The sequence below is a fragment of the Telluribacter humicola genome (assembly GCF_017355935.1).
GTDB classification, from domain to species: domain Bacteria; phylum Bacteroidota; class Bacteroidia; order Cytophagales; family Spirosomataceae; genus Telluribacter; species Telluribacter humicola.
In genome coordinates, this window is sequence record NZ_JAFIQT010000002.1 from 968,246 (window position 1) to 990,432 (window position 22,187).

The 22,187-nt window shown below is 38.9% G+C and carries 14 protein-coding genes, 1 tRNA gene and 1 pseudogene; 7 read left to right on the forward strand and 9 right to left on the reverse strand.

Going from position 1 to position 22,187, the window contains the following annotated elements; all coding sequences use genetic code 11:
• The first annotated feature begins 38 nt into the window (after positions 1 to 38).
• The 3 genes from trxB (at position 39) to bshB1 (ending at position 2,967) form a co-directional block, all read left to right on the forward strand.
• Positions 39 to 995 carry a thioredoxin-disulfide reductase gene (trxB, locus tag JUB14_RS15240; protein WP_207507149.1) on the forward strand — a complete coding sequence of 319 codons (957 nt, stop codon included), beginning with the start codon at positions 39 to 41 and terminating at the stop codon, positions 993 to 995.
• Between the two features lie 126 nt (positions 996 to 1,121).
• Entirely contained in the window at positions 1,122 to 2,213 is a 1,092-nt protein-coding gene (locus JUB14_RS15245) for a peptidoglycan DD-metalloendopeptidase family protein (RefSeq protein WP_207507150.1), read from the forward strand.
• Positions 2,214 to 2,235: 22 nt separating this feature from the next.
• Complete coding sequence (gene bshB1, locus JUB14_RS15250; RefSeq protein WP_207507151.1) at positions 2,236 to 2,967, forward strand: bacillithiol biosynthesis deacetylase BshB1; 732 nt, start codon at positions 2,236 to 2,238, stop codon at positions 2,965 to 2,967.
• A gap of 17 nt (positions 2,968 to 2,984) precedes the next feature.
• On the opposite strand, the gene pdxH is transcribed toward bshB1, so the two are convergent.
• Positions 2,985 to 3,629: a pyridoxamine 5'-phosphate oxidase gene (gene pdxH / locus JUB14_RS15255; RefSeq protein ID WP_207507152.1), complete on the reverse strand. Its 645-nt coding sequence runs from the start codon at positions 3,627 to 3,629 to the stop codon at positions 2,985 to 2,987.
• 100 nt (positions 3,630 to 3,729) lie between these two features.
• On the opposite strand from pdxH, the gene JUB14_RS15260 reads away from it, so the two are divergent.
• From JUB14_RS15260 to JUB14_RS15270, 3 genes are all read left to right on the forward strand, one after another.
• Positions 3,730 to 5,631 (forward strand): DUF349 domain-containing protein, encoded by a 1,902-nt coding sequence (locus tag JUB14_RS15260; RefSeq protein ID WP_207507153.1) that lies wholly within the window; start codon positions 3,730 to 3,732, stop codon positions 5,629 to 5,631.
• A gap of 121 nt (positions 5,632 to 5,752) precedes the next feature.
• Positions 5,753 to 5,825, forward strand: a tRNA-Thr gene (locus JUB14_RS15265).
• Positions 5,826 to 6,155: 330 nt separating this feature from the next.
• Positions 6,156 to 9,905 (forward strand): YobI family P-loop NTPase, encoded by a 3,750-nt coding sequence (locus JUB14_RS15270; protein ID WP_207507154.1) that lies wholly within the window; start codon positions 6,156 to 6,158, stop codon positions 9,903 to 9,905.
• Positions 9,906 to 9,928: 23 nt separating this feature from the next.
• Here the strand turns inward: JUB14_RS15270 and JUB14_RS15275 are convergent, their stop codons facing one another.
• The 5 genes from JUB14_RS15275 to JUB14_RS15295 form a co-directional block, all read right to left on the reverse strand.
• Positions 9,929 to 12,892 carry a type I restriction endonuclease subunit R gene (locus JUB14_RS15275; protein WP_207507155.1) on the reverse strand — a complete coding sequence of 988 codons (2,964 nt, stop codon included), beginning with the start codon at positions 12,890 to 12,892 and terminating at the stop codon, positions 9,929 to 9,931.
• A 48-nt stretch (positions 12,893 to 12,940) separates the two neighbouring features.
• Positions 12,941 to 14,113: a restriction endonuclease subunit S gene (locus tag JUB14_RS15280; protein ID WP_207507156.1), complete on the reverse strand. Its 1,173-nt coding sequence runs from the start codon at positions 14,111 to 14,113 to the stop codon at positions 12,941 to 12,943.
• A complete protein-coding gene (locus JUB14_RS15285; protein ID WP_207507157.1) occupies positions 14,110 to 15,033 on the reverse strand; it encodes a DUF5655 domain-containing protein in 924 nt (307 codons plus the stop codon). The genes JUB14_RS15280 and JUB14_RS15285 overlap by 4 nt, the downstream gene beginning before the upstream one ends.
• The gene (locus JUB14_RS15290; RefSeq protein WP_207507158.1) at positions 15,030 to 16,739 is read right to left on the reverse strand and encodes a type I restriction-modification system subunit M; all 1,710 of its coding nucleotides are present in this window, start codon (positions 16,737 to 16,739) and stop codon (positions 15,030 to 15,032) included. The genes JUB14_RS15285 and JUB14_RS15290 overlap by 4 nt, the downstream gene beginning before the upstream one ends.
• A gap of 140 nt (positions 16,740 to 16,879) precedes the next feature.
• Positions 16,880 to 17,368: a hypothetical protein gene (locus tag JUB14_RS15295; RefSeq protein ID WP_207507159.1), complete on the reverse strand. Its 489-nt coding sequence runs from the start codon at positions 17,366 to 17,368 to the stop codon at positions 16,880 to 16,882.
• 193 nt (positions 17,369 to 17,561) lie between these two features.
• On the opposite strand from JUB14_RS15295, the gene JUB14_RS15300 reads away from it, so the two are divergent.
• Positions 17,562 to 19,553 carry a hypothetical protein gene (locus JUB14_RS15300; protein WP_207507160.1) on the forward strand — a complete coding sequence of 664 codons (1,992 nt, stop codon included), beginning with the start codon at positions 17,562 to 17,564 and terminating at the stop codon, positions 19,551 to 19,553.
• Positions 19,554 to 20,131: 578 nt separating this feature from the next.
• On the opposite strand, the gene JUB14_RS15305 is transcribed toward JUB14_RS15300, so the two are convergent.
• The 3 genes and pseudogenes from JUB14_RS15305 to JUB14_RS15315 all read right to left on the reverse strand — a co-directional run.
• Positions 20,132 to 21,091, reverse strand: coding sequence for a DUF3871 family protein (locus JUB14_RS15305; RefSeq protein WP_207507161.1), 960 nt, complete (start codon positions 21,089 to 21,091; stop codon positions 20,132 to 20,134).
• A complete protein-coding gene (locus JUB14_RS15310) occupies positions 21,072 to 21,902 on the reverse strand; it encodes an AAA family ATPase (protein ID WP_207507162.1) in 831 nt (276 codons plus the stop codon). Before JUB14_RS15310 ends, JUB14_RS15305 begins: the two co-directional genes overlap by 20 nt.
• An 86-nt stretch (positions 21,903 to 21,988) precedes the next feature.
• A pseudogene (locus JUB14_RS15315) lies at positions 21,989 to 22,187 on the reverse strand (hypothetical protein); the annotation flags it as partial.

A 22,187-nucleotide genomic window follows, 5' to 3' on the forward strand; every position in this document is an offset into this window, starting at 1 on the left:
GAAACATTTATTGCAAAGAATATTTATAGTTTTCTACCATGTTATTCGAAAAAGTTGATTGCCTGATCATCGGATCAGGTCCCGCCGGATATACCGCCGCTATATATGCTTCCCGTGCTGGTTTAAAGCCAGTCTTGTACCAGGGACCCCAGCCTGGTGGTCAGCTGACCATTACTACAGATGTAGAAAACTACCCCGGCTATCCCGAAGGAGTGGGTGGTCCTGAAATGATGATGGACTTCGAAAAGCAGGCTCGTCGTTTCGGAGCGGATATCCGGTATGGTTTGGCTACTGCCGTTGACTTCTCTTCGTATCCCCACAAAGTAATCATTGATGAGCAGAAAGGCATTGAAGCCGGTGCGGTCATTATCTCTACCGGAGCTTCGGCCAAGTGGCTGGGTCTTAAGGCTGAGCAGCGCCTCAATGGCAAAGGGGTATCAGCCTGTGCTGTCTGTGACGGTTTCTTCTTCCGTGGACAGGATGTAGTCGTAGTGGGGGCTGGTGATACCGCCGCCGAAGAAGCCAGCTACCTGTCAAAGCTGTGCCGTAAGGTATACCTGTTGGTACGTCGTGACGAAATGCGTGCTTCCAAGATCATGCAGAAGCGGGTATTAACTTCACATAATATTGAAGTACTGTGGAATACCGAAACGGTAGATCTGATCGGTGAAAATGAGCTGGAAGGTGTCAGGGTAATCAACAATAAAACGGGACAGGAAACCGTATTAAATGTTACCGGATTTTTCGTAGCGATTGGCCATAAGCCTAACACCGAAATATTCAAGGACTACCTGGATTTGGACGAGGCTGGTTATATCAATACCATCAAAGGAAGCACCCGTACCAACATCGAAGGCGTATTCGCGTGTGGTGATGCGCAGGATAACGTATACCGTCAGGCTATAACTGCCGCCGGTACAGGTTGTATGGCAGCGTTGGATGCAGAGCGTTTCCTGGCTGAGAAAGCTGTTTACGAAGAAGAACAGGAATTTTAAAAATAGAGCGGATTGTGTGATCCGGGAGCTAGTAAAGAAAATGTGCAGCAATGCACATTTTCTGGTATAATTAGTGCACCTCTATTTCGTATTTAGAGAACTCTTCTACTGATTAGTGACAATAACATGAAAGGAAAACTCATTGGTTGCCTGCTGATGATGATGTGTTTAGTGGGTTTGAATGCAGAAGCTCAGGAGCGTGGCAAATTCAAAAAGAATCCTAAAATCAAACAGAGCGGGACAACCACTAATCCCAATACCACCAATCCCAACTTTCCGGTAGTAGAGCCCCAGCGTGAGCCGGAGGCCGACTTTAAGATTGAAACCTCTAACATCAACTTCCAGAGTCAGTTTGAGCCGGCCAAGCCACTCAATCCGGTGGTAAGCGAAGATACCAGCAGTATCGACGAAGGCGAAACCAACGTACTGGAAGTTGTTGACTCCATGATGATCGGGGATGAGTGGGTCAAGATCGCCGACTACTACGTGATCTGGGATGCTCGCACCATTGATCCCTATAACGTAAATCCGGTAGAGTTTGACGAGACCATTGATCTCAAACTATATGATCCCGCCGAGAACCGCTTCTGGAATATTCCCCTGGATAAGACCCGCGTGACCTCTAACTTCGGCTTTCGCTGGGGACGGTGGCACAACGGTACTGACCTGGACCTGGATACCGGCGATCCGGTTTATGCTACCTACGATGGGATGGTACGGATTGTGGCGGTAGATGGTAGCGGCTACGGCCGCTTTGTACTCATCCGTCACTACAACGGACTCGAGACCTTGTACGGTCACCTTTCTAAGCCCTTGGTAGAGTCAGGCCAGATGGTAAAAGCCGGTGACCTGATCGGATTAGGGGGTAGCACCGGACGCAGCTCGGGCCCTCACCTGCACTACGAAAACCGCTACGAAGGTAACCCCTTCGATCCTCGTAATATCTTTGACTGGGACAATCAGCAGATCAAGGCAGACCACTTCATCCTGACCAGCAGCGTATGGGATCACCTGCGGGCAGGTCGCCAGGGCAAGAGCGAGTATGAGAGCGGAGATAAACCTGCTTTCAGCCGGACTCTGCTACACAAGGTACGTTCCGGCGAAACCCTGACCTCTATCGCCAGCCGTTATGGTTTGTCGGTAAGAGCGCTGGCCCAGAAAAATCACATATCAGTACGCTCTACATTGCGGGTAGGTCAGAAACTACGCGTTAAATAGTTGTTCACACTCATCAGTACTAATGAAATTAGATGTCCTGGCCATTACGGCCCATCCCGACGATGTTGAACTCAGCTGCGCCGGTACCTTGCTTTCACAGATACAGCGGGGTAAAAAAGTAGGAATTCTGGATCTGACCCGGGGCGAGCTGGGTACCCGGGGTACCCCCGAGGGACGTACTCAGGAAGCACTAGATGCGGCTGAAATTATGGGAGTGACCGTAAGGGATAATGTAGGGATAGCCGATGGGTTTTTCAATAACGACGAAAAGCACCAGCGCGCTATTATCCCGTACATTCGCAAGTACCAGCCGGATATCGTGATTACCAATGCCATCGAAGACCGCCACCCGGATCATGGGCGGGCCGCCCAGTTGGTAGCGGATAGCTGTTTCTACTCCGGCCTTCGCATGATCGAAACCATCGACGAGCAGGGCAACCTACAGGCGGCCTGGCGTCCCCGGCAGGTATTCCATGTGATTCAGGATCGCTTCATCAAGCCTGACTTTGTCATTGATATCACTCCGTACATGGACGTTAAGCTGAAAGCCATGTTGGCGTTCAAGAGCCAGTTCCATGTACCGGAGTATAAGGAGAAAGTGGACGAGCCGCAGAGCTATATCTCAACCCCCGAATTCTTTGATTTCATCAAAGCCCGTGCGCAGGAGTTTGGTCACTCCATCGGGGTGCAGTACGGCGAAGGTTTTACTACCCGACGCATGCTGGGCGTGGAGGATATATCCATATTCCTTTAGTAGCTTTTCCAAACTCCTTAGGGAGATAGCCTCTCTATAACCCAGGAGCCGCTTTCAGTAGCCCGGTACCTAATCCGGTCGTGCAGGCGGCTGGGGCGTCCCTGCCAGAACTCAATCTGCCGGGGGATCAGGCGGTAGCCTCCCCAGTGGGGCGGACGCGGTACCTGTTGGCCTTCAAACTGCTTTTCATAAAAAGCCTGCTTGTCGGCCAGTTCCTGCCGGTCTTGGATCACCACGCTTTGGTTAGATACCCACGCGCCAAGCTGACTACCCCGAGGACGGATGGCAAAGTACTCATCCGACTCCTGGTCACTGACCTTCTCTACCTGGCCTTCCACCCGCACCTGCCTTTCCAGTTCTTTCCAGAAAAAGGTAATTGAGGCGTATGGATTTACCAGCAGGTCCTGACCCTTCTGGCTCTGGTAGTTGGTATAGAACACAAAGCCCGTGTCATCTAACCCTTTCAGCAATACTATACGTCCATTAGGGCGGTTGTCCGGTCCTATGGTACTTAGGTGCATAGCATTGGTTTCGGGTACTTCGGCGGTCAGGGCTTCGTCAAACCACTGTTTGAACTGAAGGAAAGGATTTTCGGAAACATCAGTCTCCGATAAACCGTTAAGGGTATACTCTTTCCGTAAATCAGCAATGTTTTGAGTCATTTGAGGCGTTGGGGTACAATGATACTTCAACAAAATTAGTCATTTCACAGTAAAGATTGTTATTTTTGCGGATATAGGCACTTACGAAACACTTAGCACGATGGCACAAGAAGAACGCGACGCAATCGGAAACACGGAGCAGGACGACCAGCTGACCAACAAGTCAGGGGACGAGCTTGATATGGAACTGCACGAGGATCTGGAAGAGGGAGAAGCCGGTGAAGCTGTAGATTACAGCCAACTGAGCAAGAAAGAACTGGGAGAGGTCCTTGAAAAAGAATTGGCCACTATTAAGGCTGAAGGGGCTACCTCGGCTCAGCTTAAAAAGGCCGATGAAGTAGTGCGCGAAATCCGTCCTGTTGTTGACCAGATAAAGCGTACCGAACTGGAAGAAGCCCGTGGAAAATATATAGCCGATAATGGCAATGAAGAAGGATTTGAGTACCGGCACGACGAAGATACCCTGCGTATCGAAGAGTTGAGCCGTCAGATCCGTAGTCAGCGCAACGCATACTATCAGAATATAGAGAAGAGTAAAGAAAAGAACTTCGCCTCCAAAACAGCCCTGCTACAACGGCTGCGCGAGCTGGTAGAAGCCGAGGAGTCCAAAGAGACCGACGCGGCGGACATGAAGGCTAGCTGGGAGGAGTTCAAGAAAATACAGGAAGAGTGGAAAGCGGCCGGTAATATTGCCTCTCCACATAATGGTACCCTTTGGGCTACTTACAACGCCCTGGTAGACCGCTACTTTAGCATCCGTAACATCTACTTTGAGCTTAAAGAGCTGGACCGAAAGCGCAACGCCGACCTCAAAGGCGAGCTATGCGATAAAGTGGAAGCCCTGGTAGCCTCGCTCGAAAATCGTCCGATGACGCGCGAGATACTCGATGAAGCCAACCAGCTTTTTGAAGAATACAAGCACGTAGGTCCGGCCCCCCGCGAAGAGCAGGAGGAACTATGGCAGCGTTTTAAGAAATCGCTAGATGCCCTGTACGATGCCCGCAGGTCTCAGTACAGCGACCAGAAGAAAAACATGGCCGCTACCTACGAGGAGAAATCAAAGATCTACGAAGCCATTGTTCCCTTCACGTCGTTCTCGTCGGGTAGTATCAACGACTGGAACGCCAAGACCAAGGAGATTCTGGCGTATCAGGACCAGTGGGTAGCCACCAAAGGCCCCATGCCGCGAGAAGAGGGTAAGGAGTTGAGCAAGAAGTTCTGGGGAGCGCTCAAGACCTTCTTCCATAATAAAGGAGAGTTCTTTAAGCAACTTGAGTCTAAGCGGGAGCAAAACCTGAAGGCCAAGACCGAGCTGTGCGAAGAGGTAGAGCAGATCCTGGCTACGGGTGAAGATACCCCTCAGAATACCCAGCGCGTAATCGAGCTTCAGAAAAAATGGAAAACCATCGGTCAGGTTTCCGAAAAGTACAAGGACTCGATTTACGTACGCTTCAAGGAAGCCTGTGATGCCTACTTCAATAAGAAGCGTAACAAGAACCAGGAAGTAGAGAAGGAGTTTGAAGATAACCTGGCTAAGAAGAAAGAGCTCTGCGAGCGGATTGAGAAAGCCTCCAGCACCGAAGGTGATTCTACCCTGGATCAGTTGAATGCATTCAAGGAAGAGTGGGCTGCTATTGGCTTCGTACCGAAGAAGGACATGCAGACCATCCAGAAGCGCTATATCAATGCTATCAACTCATACGTAAGTGCCATTGGCAAACTTTCATCCAAGGAGCGGGAGCAGGTAGTCCTGGAAAGCGAAGTTGAAATGGTACGCGAAGGAGAGTCGAGCCGTGGGCTGTTCCGCAAGGAGAGCGACATCCGTCGCAAGATCTCCCAATTGGAAAACGACATTGCACTCTGGCAAAATAATATTGAGTTCTTCGCAAAGTCGAAGGCATCTGACAAACTGAAGGCCGATTTTGAGCGTAGAATCAAAACCGCCGAAGAGCAGCTGCAGGATCTGAAACACCAACTCACTATAATTCAGGAAGCTATCTAAAACCTGAAAAAAAGTTGAAAAAAATAGTGCGAAAACGCTTGCGTAGTACATTCCAGCCCACTATTTTTGCATCACCAAATCAGACAAAGGGACACGGAAACGACTCTTCGAAGATTTAAAAGCCTCCATAGCTCAGCTGGTAGAGCAACTGACTTGTAATCAGTAGGTCGTTGGTTCGATCCCGACTGGGGGCTCTTGAAAATCAAGCACTTGCATCATTTTAGATGTGAGTGCTTTTTTGTTTGATACATTTTTTGATACATACCTATTCACTCTGATAGATCTACCATAGGTTTGAGGTGTATAAGGTTTTAAGTGTATAAATTAGCTACACCACTCCTCATATCAAAACTAAGTGCATTTTTCGACTATAAGAGTTAGAAAGAGTAATGCATCGTTCAAGATTACTCCTTTCTTCTAAAATAGGGTAAAAAGATTACTCTAACTACTTTTCACTTAATGATAAATCTTATAAAGATGTATAATACTAGTTACCTCAACCAAGTATAACCCTCCATACATCAATGAAAAGTAAAGTAGCATCTATCCTTACTAAGTTAATTTTAAAGTTACAGATTGTCGCTACAAAACTTACGAAGGATACTGAACATCATCTACCATATAAGTCGTTATCACCAGTAGATAACGCAGATCCAAATAAAACTTATACAAACGCACTCAATTGGGCACTAAGGAATAGAAGAAAGGAAGATATAAAAAATATTGCACTGACAGGACCATATGGATCTGGCAAAAGTAGTATTTTGAAAACGTTTGAAAAGAATTATAAGGGAGATGATTTACATTTCTTACACATTTCCCTAGCAACGTTCAAGGAAGAATCACTTGAAGATAACATTAGTAGTCGAAGGGTTGACACAGAAAATAACCTAGACAATTTTAGTTCTAGCAAAAGGAAGGATAAACAATTAGACGATCTTAGATTATTAGAAATAAGTATACTCCAACAAATTTTTTATCATGAAGAAGATGATAAAATCCCTGATTCAAGATTTAAGAAAATAAAAAGCTACGGAAAGAGTAAGTTATATCTCATCTCCTCACTGGTAGTACTTTTTTTGATATCTCTCCTATACCTTTCAAATCCGAGTATTCTATTAAACTTCTTAAATAGACTACCTTTTAATGGATTTTGGATACCACTCATAGATCTTATTACACGCACCATTGTTATTTTTGTTGCTACTCTTTTTATTTATAAGTCAATAAGAACTATAAGTTCAATGAATATAAATAAATTAAAAATACATGACACTGAAATTGGATTCGGAGATAATTTAAACAAATCAATACTAAACCATCATATAGATGAAATTCTATACTTCTTTAGTATAAGACCATACAATGTAGTAATAATAGAAGATCTAGACAGATTTAAGCAAACTGAGATATTTACAAAACTAAGAGAAATTAATTTCTTATTGAATGGTTCTGAAAAAACAAAGCATAAACATATAGTCTTTATTTACGCAGTACGTGACGAAATGTTTCAAGATAAAGATCGAACGAAATTCTTTGACTTCATAATTCCAGTCATCCCAACCATAAACTCATCTAACTCAAGTCAAATACTTCTAAGTATAAGAGAAAGTCTCAAATATGATTTATCAGATGATATTATTGAAAACATCTCTCTTTATATAGACGATATGAGGTTGCTATATAATATCATGAATGAATTTTATTTATATAGACAAAATCTTGACCCTAATCTAAACTCTAATAAACTATTATCGATACTTGTATATAAAAATTTATACCCTAAAGACTTTGTCGATCTAAGTAATAATCGTGGTGAACTATATGATGTACTAAATTCAAAAGCTAACTATATAAAAACGATAAGAATAGAATTAGAAGAAAAAACGTCATCTTTAAAGTCACAGATTAAAGATCTGGAAGAGGTTAGGATTAAAGACGTAAAAGAACTAAGGTCATTATATATTTTAAATACGTTAAATTATGTAAATAACTTTACTTCATTTATATTAAATGGCGAAGTAATTGGGAATAAAGAGTTGCTAGAAGAAGACAAATTTAGTTATTTATTAAATGATCAGATTGAATATCAACAGTTAGTTTATTACAACAATGGCTACTTTAAAAAAGAATCAGGTAAGAATGGAATTAAGTTTAAAGATATTGAAGCACTAGTAAGTGACAAAAGTTACAAAACAAGAAAAAAAGAAATAGATAGTATCAATATTAACTTATCTAATGCACTGAAGATTGAAATTAGCTTGATTGAACAGAAGCTTAAAGACATTAGAAACCTGAAGTATACTGAAATAATACGTCTCTGTGAGAGTGAGGGTATAATTATACTTGGGTCAGACACAAATGAATTAATAAACCTTTTGTTGAGAAATGGATACATCGGTGAAGATTATTTAGATTATATTTCCATTTTCTATGAAGGTAGTATATCCAGCAAGGACAATCAATTCTTACTATACCTTAGAAGTCAAAAAAGGCTAGATTTCTCTTTTAAACTAAATAAAATCGACAAGTTAATCCCCAAAATTAATCCGTTAGATTTTGGTACTATCTATATCCTTAATTATGATTTGATAAACTACCTCATGAATAGTGAAGGTTATACAAGGGAATTAGATCTAATTTTTGATACTTTAAAGAATGAATCTGAAATATCACTCGAGTTTATTGATTCTCAAGAAAGCACATTGATTGAAACGCATAAATTTTTCAAATTGCTCTTCAATAAATGGCACAACGTATGGAATTACGTTAGTAGTAGGCTAACTATTACAGATCAGAAGAAATTTCAGTATTTTAAGTATATTATTGAATTTTCTGACCTAAATGACTTACAGGTGATTAAAAATGCTTCTCCTGACTTCTTGAATTATTTATTAAGTAGACCTGACTTTCTGGATATAACTTTAGACAAAGAAAGGATTAAAAGTGTTATTAAACACTTAGATATTAAATTTACGACAATAAACTTCAATGAATATTCTACAGATTTATTTGATTTTATCATTGCTAGCAAATCATATGAAATCAACCTCCAAAATATAAAAGATATTTATAGATATTTACTAGGAGATGACTTTAATCTAGCAGAATTTGATAAATCTAATTATAAATTTATAAATGATGCAAACTTCTCAGATGTTCTTATATACCTTAATGATAACTTAAATACATATATAGAAAATATATATATGAAGATTAAGTCAAATATCAATGAAGACTATGTTTACTTGATTAAATTAATTAATTCAAATAATATCAGCGACATTAATAAAAAACTTATAATTGAAAACTCATCTACTTTTATTTTAAATATTAATGATATAGCCAACAAAGAACTTATTGATTATGTATTTTCATTGAAAAAAGTGACTGCTACATGGAATAACCTGTTTATACTCTACTTAATGAATGAAGAGTTTATTCCCTTACATATGATTGAATACATCAATATAGTCGATAATGCTAAAACTCTTTCAACGGTAGATATTTCTAGCACTTATGAGTCAAATTCTAACTTAGTAAGATTTTACAAGAAGGTTATTGAAACTGACGAAATTAATTTAGATTCATATGCGTTGATACTAAAATCGTATAAGTCACAAATTACAGGTGTAGACATAGATTCTTTATCTTACGAAAAAGTTAGCCTTTTAATTAATGAGAGCATAATAGAAATCAATAATGTAGTATTTAATATATTAAAAGATAAATTCAATGACCTTCATATAAGATATTTGGAAATAAACAAATCTAAGCTTATTGATAATACAACTATCTTAGATTTAGATAGTGACGACCTTTGGGCTATATTAAAATCGAATGTATTGACAGTTCAAGAAAAGAATACTATTTTATTGCAAGTTGACGAAAATATCATTTTTTCTAAAACAGAGAGCTTGAACCTTATTTACCATTTAATCGTTCCAGACAACAAAGTTTCCTTAAGTCCCCCTTTGATTAATAGATTGTTATTGAATAACCAATTTTCATTAGTAGATAGGATTAAAATATTTAACTCTAAATGTGACATGTTAGCTAAAAACGATATTACAAAGTTTTTGCATACTTTAGGTAAACCTTATTCTGATATCGTAAAAGTTGGTTATGGTCCCGTTCCAAAGGTTCCAAAGACTGACTACAACATCGAATTAGTTGACAATTTAGAGAGATTAAAATATATTTCAAGTTCATTTTCAAGTCCTAAAAGTAATATGATCAGAATCAACACTTTTAGAAAACAAAACAATCATTAGTATTAAAAGCCCATAATTAAAGCTTATCTTACGTTTTGCATTAACTTTTTAAAGTGCTGGTACATAATATCAGCAATGAGTGGTTTCTTCTCTGGTGACTCAACAGTACGGTAGAATTCGAAGTGATCGTTGACGTAGTCCAGGAACAACTTACTTAGCATCTCGTCCCAGTACTGTTTCTTATTTGACTCAGAATTATCACCTTCCATTACTTTCAATACAGTAGGATCGGTAGTTAACCTCTTGTACACATTGTTGAGGTGGAGTCGATGCTCGTCAGTCAACTCACTTCCAAAAGTATTATTTAGTTTGTTAATGATATTAGAAAGGAGTTCCAGCGGTTCTTCCACTACAATAGATTTACTACCACTTTCTGACATAGGATCTAGTTCTCCTTTGATATCTTCAAGTGCAAGTTTCATCTCACCGATCTTTTGAATTCGTAGTGAATCAAGATCAATGGAATCTGATAGATCAACCTTATCGGACTCTCGTTTAGGTAGTTTCTTTTTGAGGTATTTGAGGTATATGAACAATTTTTCCAGTTCAATATCCTGGAAGTCGATTATCTGAGTGATGTAGCTATATAACCGACAGAAGGAGTTAATCAGTGTTCGAAACTCTTCCTTTTGTTCAGTTGATTCTATACGTTCCCACCTTTCTACTGCTGCGTTGAGGTAAGGTTGTAGTTTCGCATCGGTTTCACGTTCTGAATAGAATAATTTACAGAACCCCTCGACCTCATACTTCGTGAACAGGTGAAAACCTCTGATACTTGTGTCAAGTTCATACAGTTTATACGAGTCTGTTTCTCCTGTAAGTACAGTAGAAAGGTAAAAAGGTTGAAACGCACTGATGATTTCTTCGGGTTCATTGATGAAATCCAGTACGAAGGTATCAGTTTTACCCTTTGCAGTACGGTTAAGTCGTGACAGGGTTTGGACACACTGAACACCACCTAACTTCTTATCCACGAACATAGAGTGTATCAGAGGTTCGTCAAACCCAGTCTGAAACTTGTTAGATACGATCAGAATACGGTACCGAGGATCTTTCAAACCATCGGGTATACTCACCATTGGTTGTAGTCCATTCTCAGTATTCAGAGAGTTTTCCGTGAAATCTTTACCATTATGATTGATAATACCACTGAATGCGACCAGACAGGAATACGGTAGTTTTAGTTCTTTCATCTGACGTACCATTTCGAGATGAAACAGTACACAGTGTTTACGTGAACGAACTACTACCATCGCACGAGCGCGACCATTGATCTTTTTAGAAGTGTGGTTTACAAACTGATTCAGTATAATAGATACCTTCTGACGAATGGTTTCTTCGTGCGAATCAACGTAAGTGACGAGTGCTTTCTTTACCTTACCTTCGGGTAGTTCCAGATCCTCACCATCATCGTCCTTACGTAGTTTAAACCACCTTTTATACGTGGTATAGTGTTCCAGTGTGTCGAGAGTATATCCTTCCGCAATAGACTGTTTCATGGTGTACGCATGAAAGGGTACGAATTCACCTGCGGAATTTTTTCGACCAAATATTTCAAGCGTTTTATTTTTTGGAGTACCTGTAAACCCAAAGAAGGAGATGTGTTTCTGCTTACCTCTGGTACTTATTTCACGTTCGAGTAGATCCTGGTAATCTTCGGGTTCTTCATCATCAAACTCATTAACAGATAGTGATTTCTTTAACTTTTTGGATGATTCACCACTTTGGGATGAATGTACCTCATCAATCACGACTGCGAAGGTTCTACCTTTCAGTTTGGACATGGTATCTGCAATGACCCCAAATTTCTGTATGGTAGTAACTATAATATCCTTACCGGTTGCAAGTGCGGTTTTGAGTTGTTCTGAATTCTGATCAATTTTTTGAACTACACCAGAAGTTTGTTCAAGGTCTGTAAGTGTTTTTTGTAGTTGTTTGTCGAGTACCTTACGATCAGTAACAACCACTATGGTATCGAACAAACGGGTGGTGTCGTTTGGGTTTTGATACAAGGACGAAAGTGTGTGTGCTAACCATCCGATACTGTAACTCTTACCCGACCCGGTTGTGTGTTGTATGAGGTAGTTGTGACCAGTACCCTCATATCTAATTTGTCTGCTAAGTTTCCGGAGGACATCGAGTTGATGATACCGTGGAAAAATCAAAAGAGGTTTACTCCTTTCTACAACCCGACCTTGTTTATCATCCCACTCTTTTTCGGTTTCAACCGTTTCCAGTACAAAGCTTTCGATAATATCAAGTACTGATGGAGGAGTAAGTACTTCTCTCCACAGGTACGATACCTTATAATCGTCCTCTACAATAGGATTTACGATGTCTTTGTTATAAGGTAAGAAACGAGTATCTGCACCGTTGAGTCTGGTAGTCATACCTACCGTATCGTTATCGACACAGAAGTGTACCAGGAGTCGTTTAAATTGTAAGAGTGGTTCATTAAGTGGATTTCGATCAAATCTGTACTGTTTGATCGCATGGATGATGTTCTGACCCGACAGTTGATTCTTTAATTCAATACTTATAATAGGAATACCATTGATGCATAATACAATATCAATGGAGTTCTCATTGTTCCTTGAGTAGTGGAGTTGACGAACAATCGACAACCGATTCTTCAGGTACTTCTCCTGGTGTTCGGGGTTTAGTCCACTTTTGGGTTCAAAGTACACCAGATCAAAATAAACACCTCTTTCACGCAGTTGATTACGAAGTACGTGGATGACTCCGTGTTTCTGTATTTCGGTAGAGAGTCGTTTGAGTAGTTTCTCCTCTGCTTGTTCACCAAAGTGATACTGCCACTTCTCCCACTGTTGAGGTTGTGTATCTTGTATGAATGCAAGTACTTCGGATGGGACCAGACATAACTCTCTATCGTATAGGGTATGGTGTACCGGGTAGTATATTAAACCACCTACTTCAGTTGTGGTGAGGTGGTTTTCGATGTGGTCTTCAAATCGTTTTTCTGTCATGGAGGGTATAGGTGTGTAATGGGGATTAAATGAGGTAATGATCCTGTATCAATCATCAATGACGCATACTTTACCCGTTACTACGTTAGATATAAGACTTTGTCGGTATTCTTTTAGTAGTTCAATTTTTTGCTTTTCCTGTTGGATAGTAGTATCTATAAAATCAGTTTGTTCTTTCATATAATTGGAAATCAGAACTTGTTCATTGGATGGTGGAACAGGTATATCTAAATTTTGGATTCGCTCAACTGATAAACCTGGTTGTGCTGACGCAAGAGAATATTGATTTAAATTCATCACTTTCAATAACTCACCTAACCAATGAGTGTCATAGTTACCTCTTAATGTTACAACTACTGCATGTTCAGATGCCCAAAACTTACCCTTAGCATAATTGATATTTCCACACAGTGCACCTTGTCTCCCAATCAAAGCATGGTATCCTTCATGAGTATAAGTTGAAGTATAACCTCTAAGTCCGTTCCCTCCATAAACAGGATATTTGCCTTCTACATCTATTGAGTCAGAAGTAATTGAACAACCACTTTGTAAGTGTGCAATAAATTTTAATTTGATGGTCTTCCAATGATTAGGAATAGTGCCTATCTCAACTACTCCACTATCCTTCATTTCTACATCGGGGTCAAGACCTTTGGTGACGACGTGATTGATAAGGGAAGTGCGTTGTTCTTTTAGTAGTTGTATTTTCTCCTCCTTCTTTCTAACCAAATCATCAATGAGTGCAGTCTGATTATCGAGGTAGGTGACGATTGCTTGTTGTTCGTGTAGTGGGGGGTAACAAAAAAGCATATCATCATATACAGACTTGGTCATACTGGGTATTGCAGATCCGTATATGTATAGATCAAACTGAATTTGATTTACTAAGTGAAAGAGATATTTGGGATGGACATTATCAAAAATATCAGTATAATAAGTTGTATCCGCTGTCCAGAAAGGAGTAAACACAATTTGTGGTTTATCAACTGTTCCTTTTCTTCCAAGTAGTACACTTGGTTTATCATGTAAATATTTGGAAGATCTTGCAAATTGTCCACCAGATCCATATACGGGATACCCTCCTTCTTCTACAACATTTTCCTGGTAATCTCTTCCATTAAGTATTCTAGCAAAAAATTTCAATTTTTTTACAACCCAGTTTTCAGGTATCTCACCAATCCATTCAACACCTGATTCTTTATATGCTGGATATTTACTCATAACATCTGACTCTTATACGATTGATTGATTAGGGACATAATGTAATCCATGTCACTATCCTGGTTCATTAAGATGGAGTAGTCACCGTTTCCCCAGTGTCCCACGTTACTAACATCCTTAGAAACATTGTTAGGATCATTTAATGTACCTCTTTTCATATTGATGATGAGGTATAACCCTTCATTATATATCACTATATCCACAAAGGGACGTTTCCTTCTGAAACTTATGTATGTACCCTTTGGTGATACTTCTACGTCACCCAAGTTAATTATCCTCTCTTTTACTAATTTATATAATTCTATAACCCAATCTGGTCTACTTTTACTTTTTTTGAAATGATCCTCCTCTGTGTACTTCTTTACTTCATTAGAAACTTTGTTGACCACATTTTCAGGATCTTTGGTAACAGTAGATATAGTTTCCTCTGAGGTAGTTTTGTGTTGATTCAACCCGATCAATCCATTCGCATACCTTTTTATCTCCCACAACTCAAAGGGTACGTCTTTGAAGTTAACTGAATTCCTCTGGTACTCTGTGAAGTAAGGTGAAATGAATATCACTTTTGACTGTGACCAGTCTACCTCATCTCTCCGTAAGGTAATACCACAGTGATCATGGTATTCCAAAATGAAGTCAGACTTGTTGTTCAAAAGGATAGACATGTAAGTATACCCCTGGTCAATTACTGAAAAATTCCTCTCTCTCTTATACTCTATGATCACAAATGACTTGTTCTCTTTATCGTATGCAAGGGTATCTAACCGGAACCCTTTAATACTGAGTTCTGATTTGACGAATTCCAAGTTGAACAATGTATCGAGGTTGTTCTCTATGAGTGTCTGAATCTCCTTCTCTAACTGGAATGGGTGGTTTTCAACACTTTTTAAACCTGTTTCTGTAATGGAGTACAACTTCATTGTTCAATCAGATTTGCTAATAACCCATCACTTTCTTCTTCTAATTTGAGTAGATCACGAGTTATCTCTTCCAGACTACGCAGTGGTTTGTACTGGTAGAAGTACTTGGTAAAGTTAATTTCGTAACCTACTTTATCTTTACCCCGATCCATCCATGCAGTAGGTACGTGAGGTTTCACCTGTTCGTCAAAATAGATTTGTATATCGGTTTGTAGAGGTACCCGCTCATAATCACGTAGAGACGAATCAGGTTTGGGGTGTTTCGTCTTTTTGTCGAGTACTACTTGACCATTCTCATCCACTAGCGGTTGTTCAACAGTCACCTTTGTATAACCAAAGTACTCGTTGGAATACATCTTGCAAATGGATGTTTCCTCACAGGATAGATAGGTATCTAGTATTTCCTGACGCTGCGTGTCGGTAATATACTTGCGTTTACTACCCAATGATTTCTTCATCAAAGAAGAAAGTTCAGTTGCATTGATGAGTTGTACTTTTCCTTTACGATGGGGTTTCTTATGGTTGGTAACTATCCAAATATAGGTACTGATACCTGTATTGAAGAAGAGTTGATCTGGAAGTGCGACAATTGCTTCTAACCAGTCATTCTCTATGATCCACTTTCGTATTTCGGATTCACCACTACCCGCGTCACCTGTAAATAAGGGAGAACCGTTGAATACTACTCCAATACGACTACCCTTATATTCCATCTTACTTATCATGTGTTGAAGGAACAACAACGAACCGTCGGAACTACGGGGAGTACCTACAAAGAATCGACCATTCGGGTTTTGTGATTCATTCTTAACGAAATCTTCTTCTGACTTCCAGCTCACACCAAAAGGTGGGTTGGTAATCATGTAGTCGAAAGTGAGTCCCTGTAACCGATCTTCGGAAAGTGAAGAACCTAAGTGAATGTTATTGGGGTTCTCACCCGTAATCAACATATCAGATTTACAGATTGCATACGTCTGTGGGTTGAGTTCCTGACCATACAAACGCAAATCAACATCAGGGTTAATGTTTTCCTGTATCCACTCCTTACCGATGGTCAACATACCACCCGTACCACAACAAGGGTCAAAGATGGTACGTATCTTACCTTCACCTTCCAGATCATCACGGTTTTCTGAGAATACCAGGGAAACCAATAGTTTGACTACGTCACGAGGAGTATAGTGTTCCCCACTGGTTTCATTACTCATTTCCGAAAACTTACGGAGTAGTTCCTCAAATACCTGACCCATTGTATGGTTGTTAACTACGTTAGGGTGTAAGTCAACTTCTTTGAACTTTGAGATCAGAAGGTACAGACGGTTATTTTTGAGTAATTTCTCAATAGGTTTCTCTAACTGGAAATTTTCAATGATTTCAGTTACGTTCTTGGAGTACCCGTTGAGGTAGTTATAAAAGTTAAGTTTAAGACTATTCGCAGTCAACCGTGACAGGTCGAATTGAGAATGGTTGAAGAAGTTGAGTCCGATCTGACTTTGTATGATGGGGGTAGGATCATCAATTTTCTCCTTGAACTGTTCCCACAGGTTATGTACTTTATCTTTTTGAGGTTCAAGTACACAATCTAAACGTCTGAGAACTACAAAGGGTATGATTACATCTCCGTATTCGTGTGGTTTGAAAAGACCTCTCAATACGTCATCCGCAACGTTCCATATGAATGAAGAGATCTGCTGGTGGTTATTCATGGGTGATAAGGTTTACTCATTTGAATGTAATAAAAGGAGAAAGTTAAGTATTTGTGCTACTTTGAAATCTAAAAATTGTTATCCAAGAGTAATCACTTTAAGGAAAAAACTTATAGTCTCCACTATCCCATTAAAAATGATTAGCGAAACGCTATTGAATAAATAAATAAAAGACCAAGGATAAATGCCAATAGAAACCAAAAAATATTATCAAAACTCCCAGAATTATCAACGTTATTAATATTTTCTTTCCTTAAAGTCTTTGCATCAATACTTATATCATTATTGACATTTTTTTTAATATACTTATTTTCTAAACTAGTAGCAATGCTTTCAAGTGATTTAACCCCTTTATCAAACTTTACTTCATTTACAAATACCACATAATCATCCATTCCATCAACTTTAAGTACCAATACTGTTTCATCAAAGAATCCATGTTTATATAAATAACTTTCTTTACCCTGATCAACCAAAAGAGTATTATTTCCTAAGAATTCCCAATTGGCCTTATCAACTTTTCCATTATTGGAAATAATTAGTTGACCATTTTTTCGAAAGATATAAACTACTCTACTATTATTTTCTTTATTTAACATTACCCACTGTTGATCAGCAAGTAAAGTCATATTATCCAATTGTTGAGAATATAATTGGATACGTGGGATCAAGTCGGACAGGTAGGTTTGCACAACAGTATTGATTTATGGCATTTGAAATATAAACTAACTACTTTGCAATTGGTACTTTTTAAGCATTTTTTTAATCACCTACGTATAATCACATAATATATATAAGTAAATTATAATATTACTTATTCTGATGAAAAAAATTGATACTACAAATGTGATTAGCACCGAAACAGACGGACTGGTTACAAAATATGTTATCCGTAATGGTTCATACTTGGGTGATGTTTTTGATAGTCTACCTCCTGGGATTATCAGTAAGTCAGAAACAGGTATGGGTGCAACTACCCTGGAGTTCAACACTCCAAGAAATTCAATCATAGTTGAACCGATTAAAATAACTGCATCGAGTAAAGCTCATAAACATGGAGCTATGTATGTGGGAAGTGAAACTCAATACCATCTTAATAAAGTACGAAAGGATACCTTCTTAACTTATATTTCTAATCCAAGTATCCAATACAAGAAAATAGTAGTAGTAGCAGATAGCTTATGGAAAGTAATAGATTGGATTGGTGATACCGTATACAAAGATTTTCATATACTTATCGATGAAGCAGACTCCTTTCAACTAGATTCTTTATTCCGAAGTAGTATGGAGTCCAGTTTTGACTATTATAAACTATTTCCACAAGATCAAAGAAGTATGGTATCTGCTACTATGTTGAAGTTCTCTGATCCTGATTTGAAGGATGAACCTACTACATCCATAGTCTATGAGAATCCAACTGTACGCAGTATACTACTTAAATATACAACGAATCTGGTTGGTACTACCAGTGATACAATTCAAGAGGTATTGATTTCCCATCCAGAAAATAAGGTTATGGTTGCATATAACTCTGTAACTAATTGCTACAATCTTGCTAGTCACTTAGTCAATTCTAATTTAATAAGTAAAGAGGATGTCAGAATATTATGTAGCATAAGTAGTAAAGATAAGGTCGGTTCTTACTATCATGAATTAAATAGTGATGTACTACCTGCTCGCCTTAACTTTGTTACTTCTGCTTACTTCACAGGTTTTGACCTTCTCGAATCCTACCACATAATATCAGTTAGTGGTAATTCAAATAAAATACATGCTATCTCAGATAATCGTTTAAAACAAATTGCAGGTCGAAGTAGACCAGGTGTTTTATCCGAAATAGTTATTTACGATACTGTACCTAATCATAACACAGAAATGGAATACACTCAGGAACAGTTAGTTGAAGCAGCAGAACAGGAAATCGTAGCTTTGAAATGTATCGATCTTAACTACAATAGTAACTCCGTTTTGAAAGGACATATTGATATAATTAGAAAGCTGATTGTTGATAATACTAGTACAGGAGGTTATAGGTTCGTTCGGATCAATAAAGATAAAGAAGCTGTTATATCGTACTTAAATCTCGACGCATTTGCAGAAAGTTTAAGAGTTAGAAATAAACTGTACAGAAGTCCTGAGACATTAAAAATTACATTAGAAGTACAGGGACATCAGGTTGAATACCAAACTGTAACTTCTAGTACTGATGTAACAATAAGTGATATAAACCAAGAGGATAGAGCAGACAAAGTAACTGAAATTATTAGTTTATTACGTGACACACAACCTGGAATACCTATTGACTTACAATTAGACGAGGATAATTCACCAGTTCATTGGAATCAGTTAACGCCATATCAACAAGAAATCGCTACTATCTACGATAATTTGTGCGAATTTATAGAACCGAGTCAATTGTTAGATAAAATTGAAGAAGCATCTTTAAAACCTGACAGGAGGATGTTAACGAACCTCCAATTAGCAGGATATTACGCTACTCTTCATAAAGATTTTCAATACAAAAGAACTGTTTCTCATCACCTACCATTGAAACAAGAGTTCACCAGAGAAGAACTACTTGAAAAGTGGAATACTATATTCTCAGAACTAGGGTTGCATAAAGCTTTCGATACACTAACACAAGCTGTACGCTTTACAAAACTTCATTTCAAGATAGTAAAGAAGGTTAAACCAGTGCGTTTTAAAATTCAAAGAGAAAATCCATTAGATTTCGTTATATTAGACTACCGCTCCCAAAGTGAAAATATTGGAACATTTATGTCACTATTAAATAGTGCTTCTCGAATGAGGTAATCTAAAATTATATATACATAGTGTATTATATATATATGGACTAAGTGTGTTTTTTTGCTTTGTATTTCCAACCAATATCTAATCTTTACCTTTTAGGTCTAGTGTAGCATTGGTTGGAATACACAATATACCACTCTCGATACCACTCTCGTGTTCAGTGGTTTTATTCGAAAGAAACTTTCTCAAAAGCGGTGGTTGGCAAAATACAGCATAATCCTTTCTTGTATACTTAAAGAATGATGAATTGATAGTGGGGATACATCCGACCTCTGATCACATACCCTATGGTATACTCAGGTATTGTTCTGACCATGTCTACTAATATCCTTTCCTCCACCTGAATACCTTGTACTGCTATTTTACATATTACATAAAATGGACAGTACAACCTTCGTAAATCTCCTTTCTGACCCACTATCAATATTGAAAAGGGATCTACGTACCGGAGTTCATAGTCTGGTTTAATCATTATTTATTAGCAGTTAATGAGAATTTGTTAACCTTGATGTGCAGGTATAAGAATACCAGTCCCTAAATGAGACTGGTATCTTTACTAGTTCAGGAGACTGGTATCTTTACTAGTTCAGAAACCAATTAGTTGACCCCTGATCCATATTCAGTACTAATTCTTCTACAAACGAAGTAGCATTGACTGACCGTGGTAAGAAGGTATCGATGTACGAACTCTTGTTTGCACCCGTAAACAGGTTGTACACGTTCCACAGACTGATTTCACCACTTTGACTTCGAGAGAAGTTATAGTCCTGGTAGTAGTCACGAGCAATGGTACTGATTTGAGTATCACCAAATGTCAGCGGTTGTATTCCCTTCTTCTGTTCCGATGGTAGGTACTGATACAGCTTACATCGACCAATAAGGGTTGCAAACTGATGTTCAGTCAGTACATATTCAGGCAATTTTCTTAAAATCTTTACTTGTTGTTCTACCCGATACTGTACAATGAGTTGGTGTAGCTCCTGCATTAACTGGGTTATATTCCTCACCTTTACCTTCGCTTTCAAACCATCCGTCCATACACATAAGTTGGTGCAAACTTTGTTCTGGAACCCAATAAAGACAGTAAAGTGTTCATCGGCACCTTTACGGTTGTAGAGGTTGTCGTGAGAATAACTCTTTACCCCTCCAATGGTAAGACTCAAAGTATTCCCTTCAATAGTTTCCTGAATAGTAGGAATTTCTACTACAAACATTAATCGCTCATAGTACAAAGTCTTTTCCCACTCTTCCAACTGTTTCGCAGGTTTATCCTTTGCTTCGGGTACTCTACCTTTAATGGGGTGAGATACACGTATATGTGGATGGGTGATGATTTCATGCTGAAATAGATTACTGACTACTTCCCCAGTAGCATTGATAAAATCAGCGTGAGAAATAAGAGGTTCATTATCCTTTACATATACCGGAATAATATGATTATGTTGAATCTCCAGTAGTTGTACAGGTACGGTATTGGCTTCAATGAATGACGGAACAGTTAGTTGCTCTACGTCTAGGGTATTAATGAGTGTGTTGTCCATTTTGCGATTGAAGTTGATGTTTACGAAGATTGAACTCAGTGAGTAAAGATTTTTGATACAGGGGATGCTGTTCGTACAGAGTTCGTAGGGAACTGACATCTTTACATTGAAGGATCTGATTACGTAGTTCCTGTTCCTGTGAAATACCTTGATTACACCAATCAAGTATTAATTTTCCTGTATCAGAGGTAATGATGAACTCAGGTTGACCCGTGAATAAACCTGTTCGATCTTTGGTGGCAACCGCATGATTCTTCATGGTTAGCTCGAATACCAGAGTCAATTCATAATCAATACCATCCCGTTGAATGGGTTTCATACCTACCTTTTCAGGTACTTGTTTTCCATTCTTTTCGACTAGTATATAGTCCTGCTTACTTCTGAGAGTACAGATGATATGTACATCGGTTTGAAGTAGTGCATTTAAGAAGTGTTGATGGCGAGGTGTGAATTTTGACCAGTTCGTATAGGAGTTACCAGTTAGTTGTGAATGTGCATCCAATATGGTTTCCCACTCGGAAGAAATACCATCTAACACGATACACTTGATACCTCCTCTTACACACACTTGTATTGCTTCAATGTACCGTTCAGGTGTATACGGTGGAGTCAACGGTAATACAAAATAGGTACCCAGGTGAGCGTATAGTTCAGCAGAATGATTCTCTGTATCAATAACTGCAACCTGTGTCCAATCTTGTGTAAGACCTACCGCGAGTAGTAACGCAGACATGGTTTTACCCGAACCACTTGGTCCCTGTATACCCAGTTTGATCTTTACATTCTTTCGTTGTGCTGGTTGTAATTGCATAATCTGTACTGTATTAAAGGTGATAGAAATAAAAAAGACAGAGTCAGTTAAGACCCTGTCCTTCAAGTTATACGATGCAGTAACTACTAAAATATAGGTGCGAATACAGCCTGTTCAGGTGTTGATGCTTCAACCGGTACATACTCATACCGATGGTGTCGGGTGATTACTTCTCCTGTTTCAGGCACTGTAAACTTGTAAATTCCGGTGAAATTGAGCCACCCATTTCGGAGTAAACTGAGCCACCCTGTGGTTGTAGTAGAAACACTGTAAATATCACTGTAT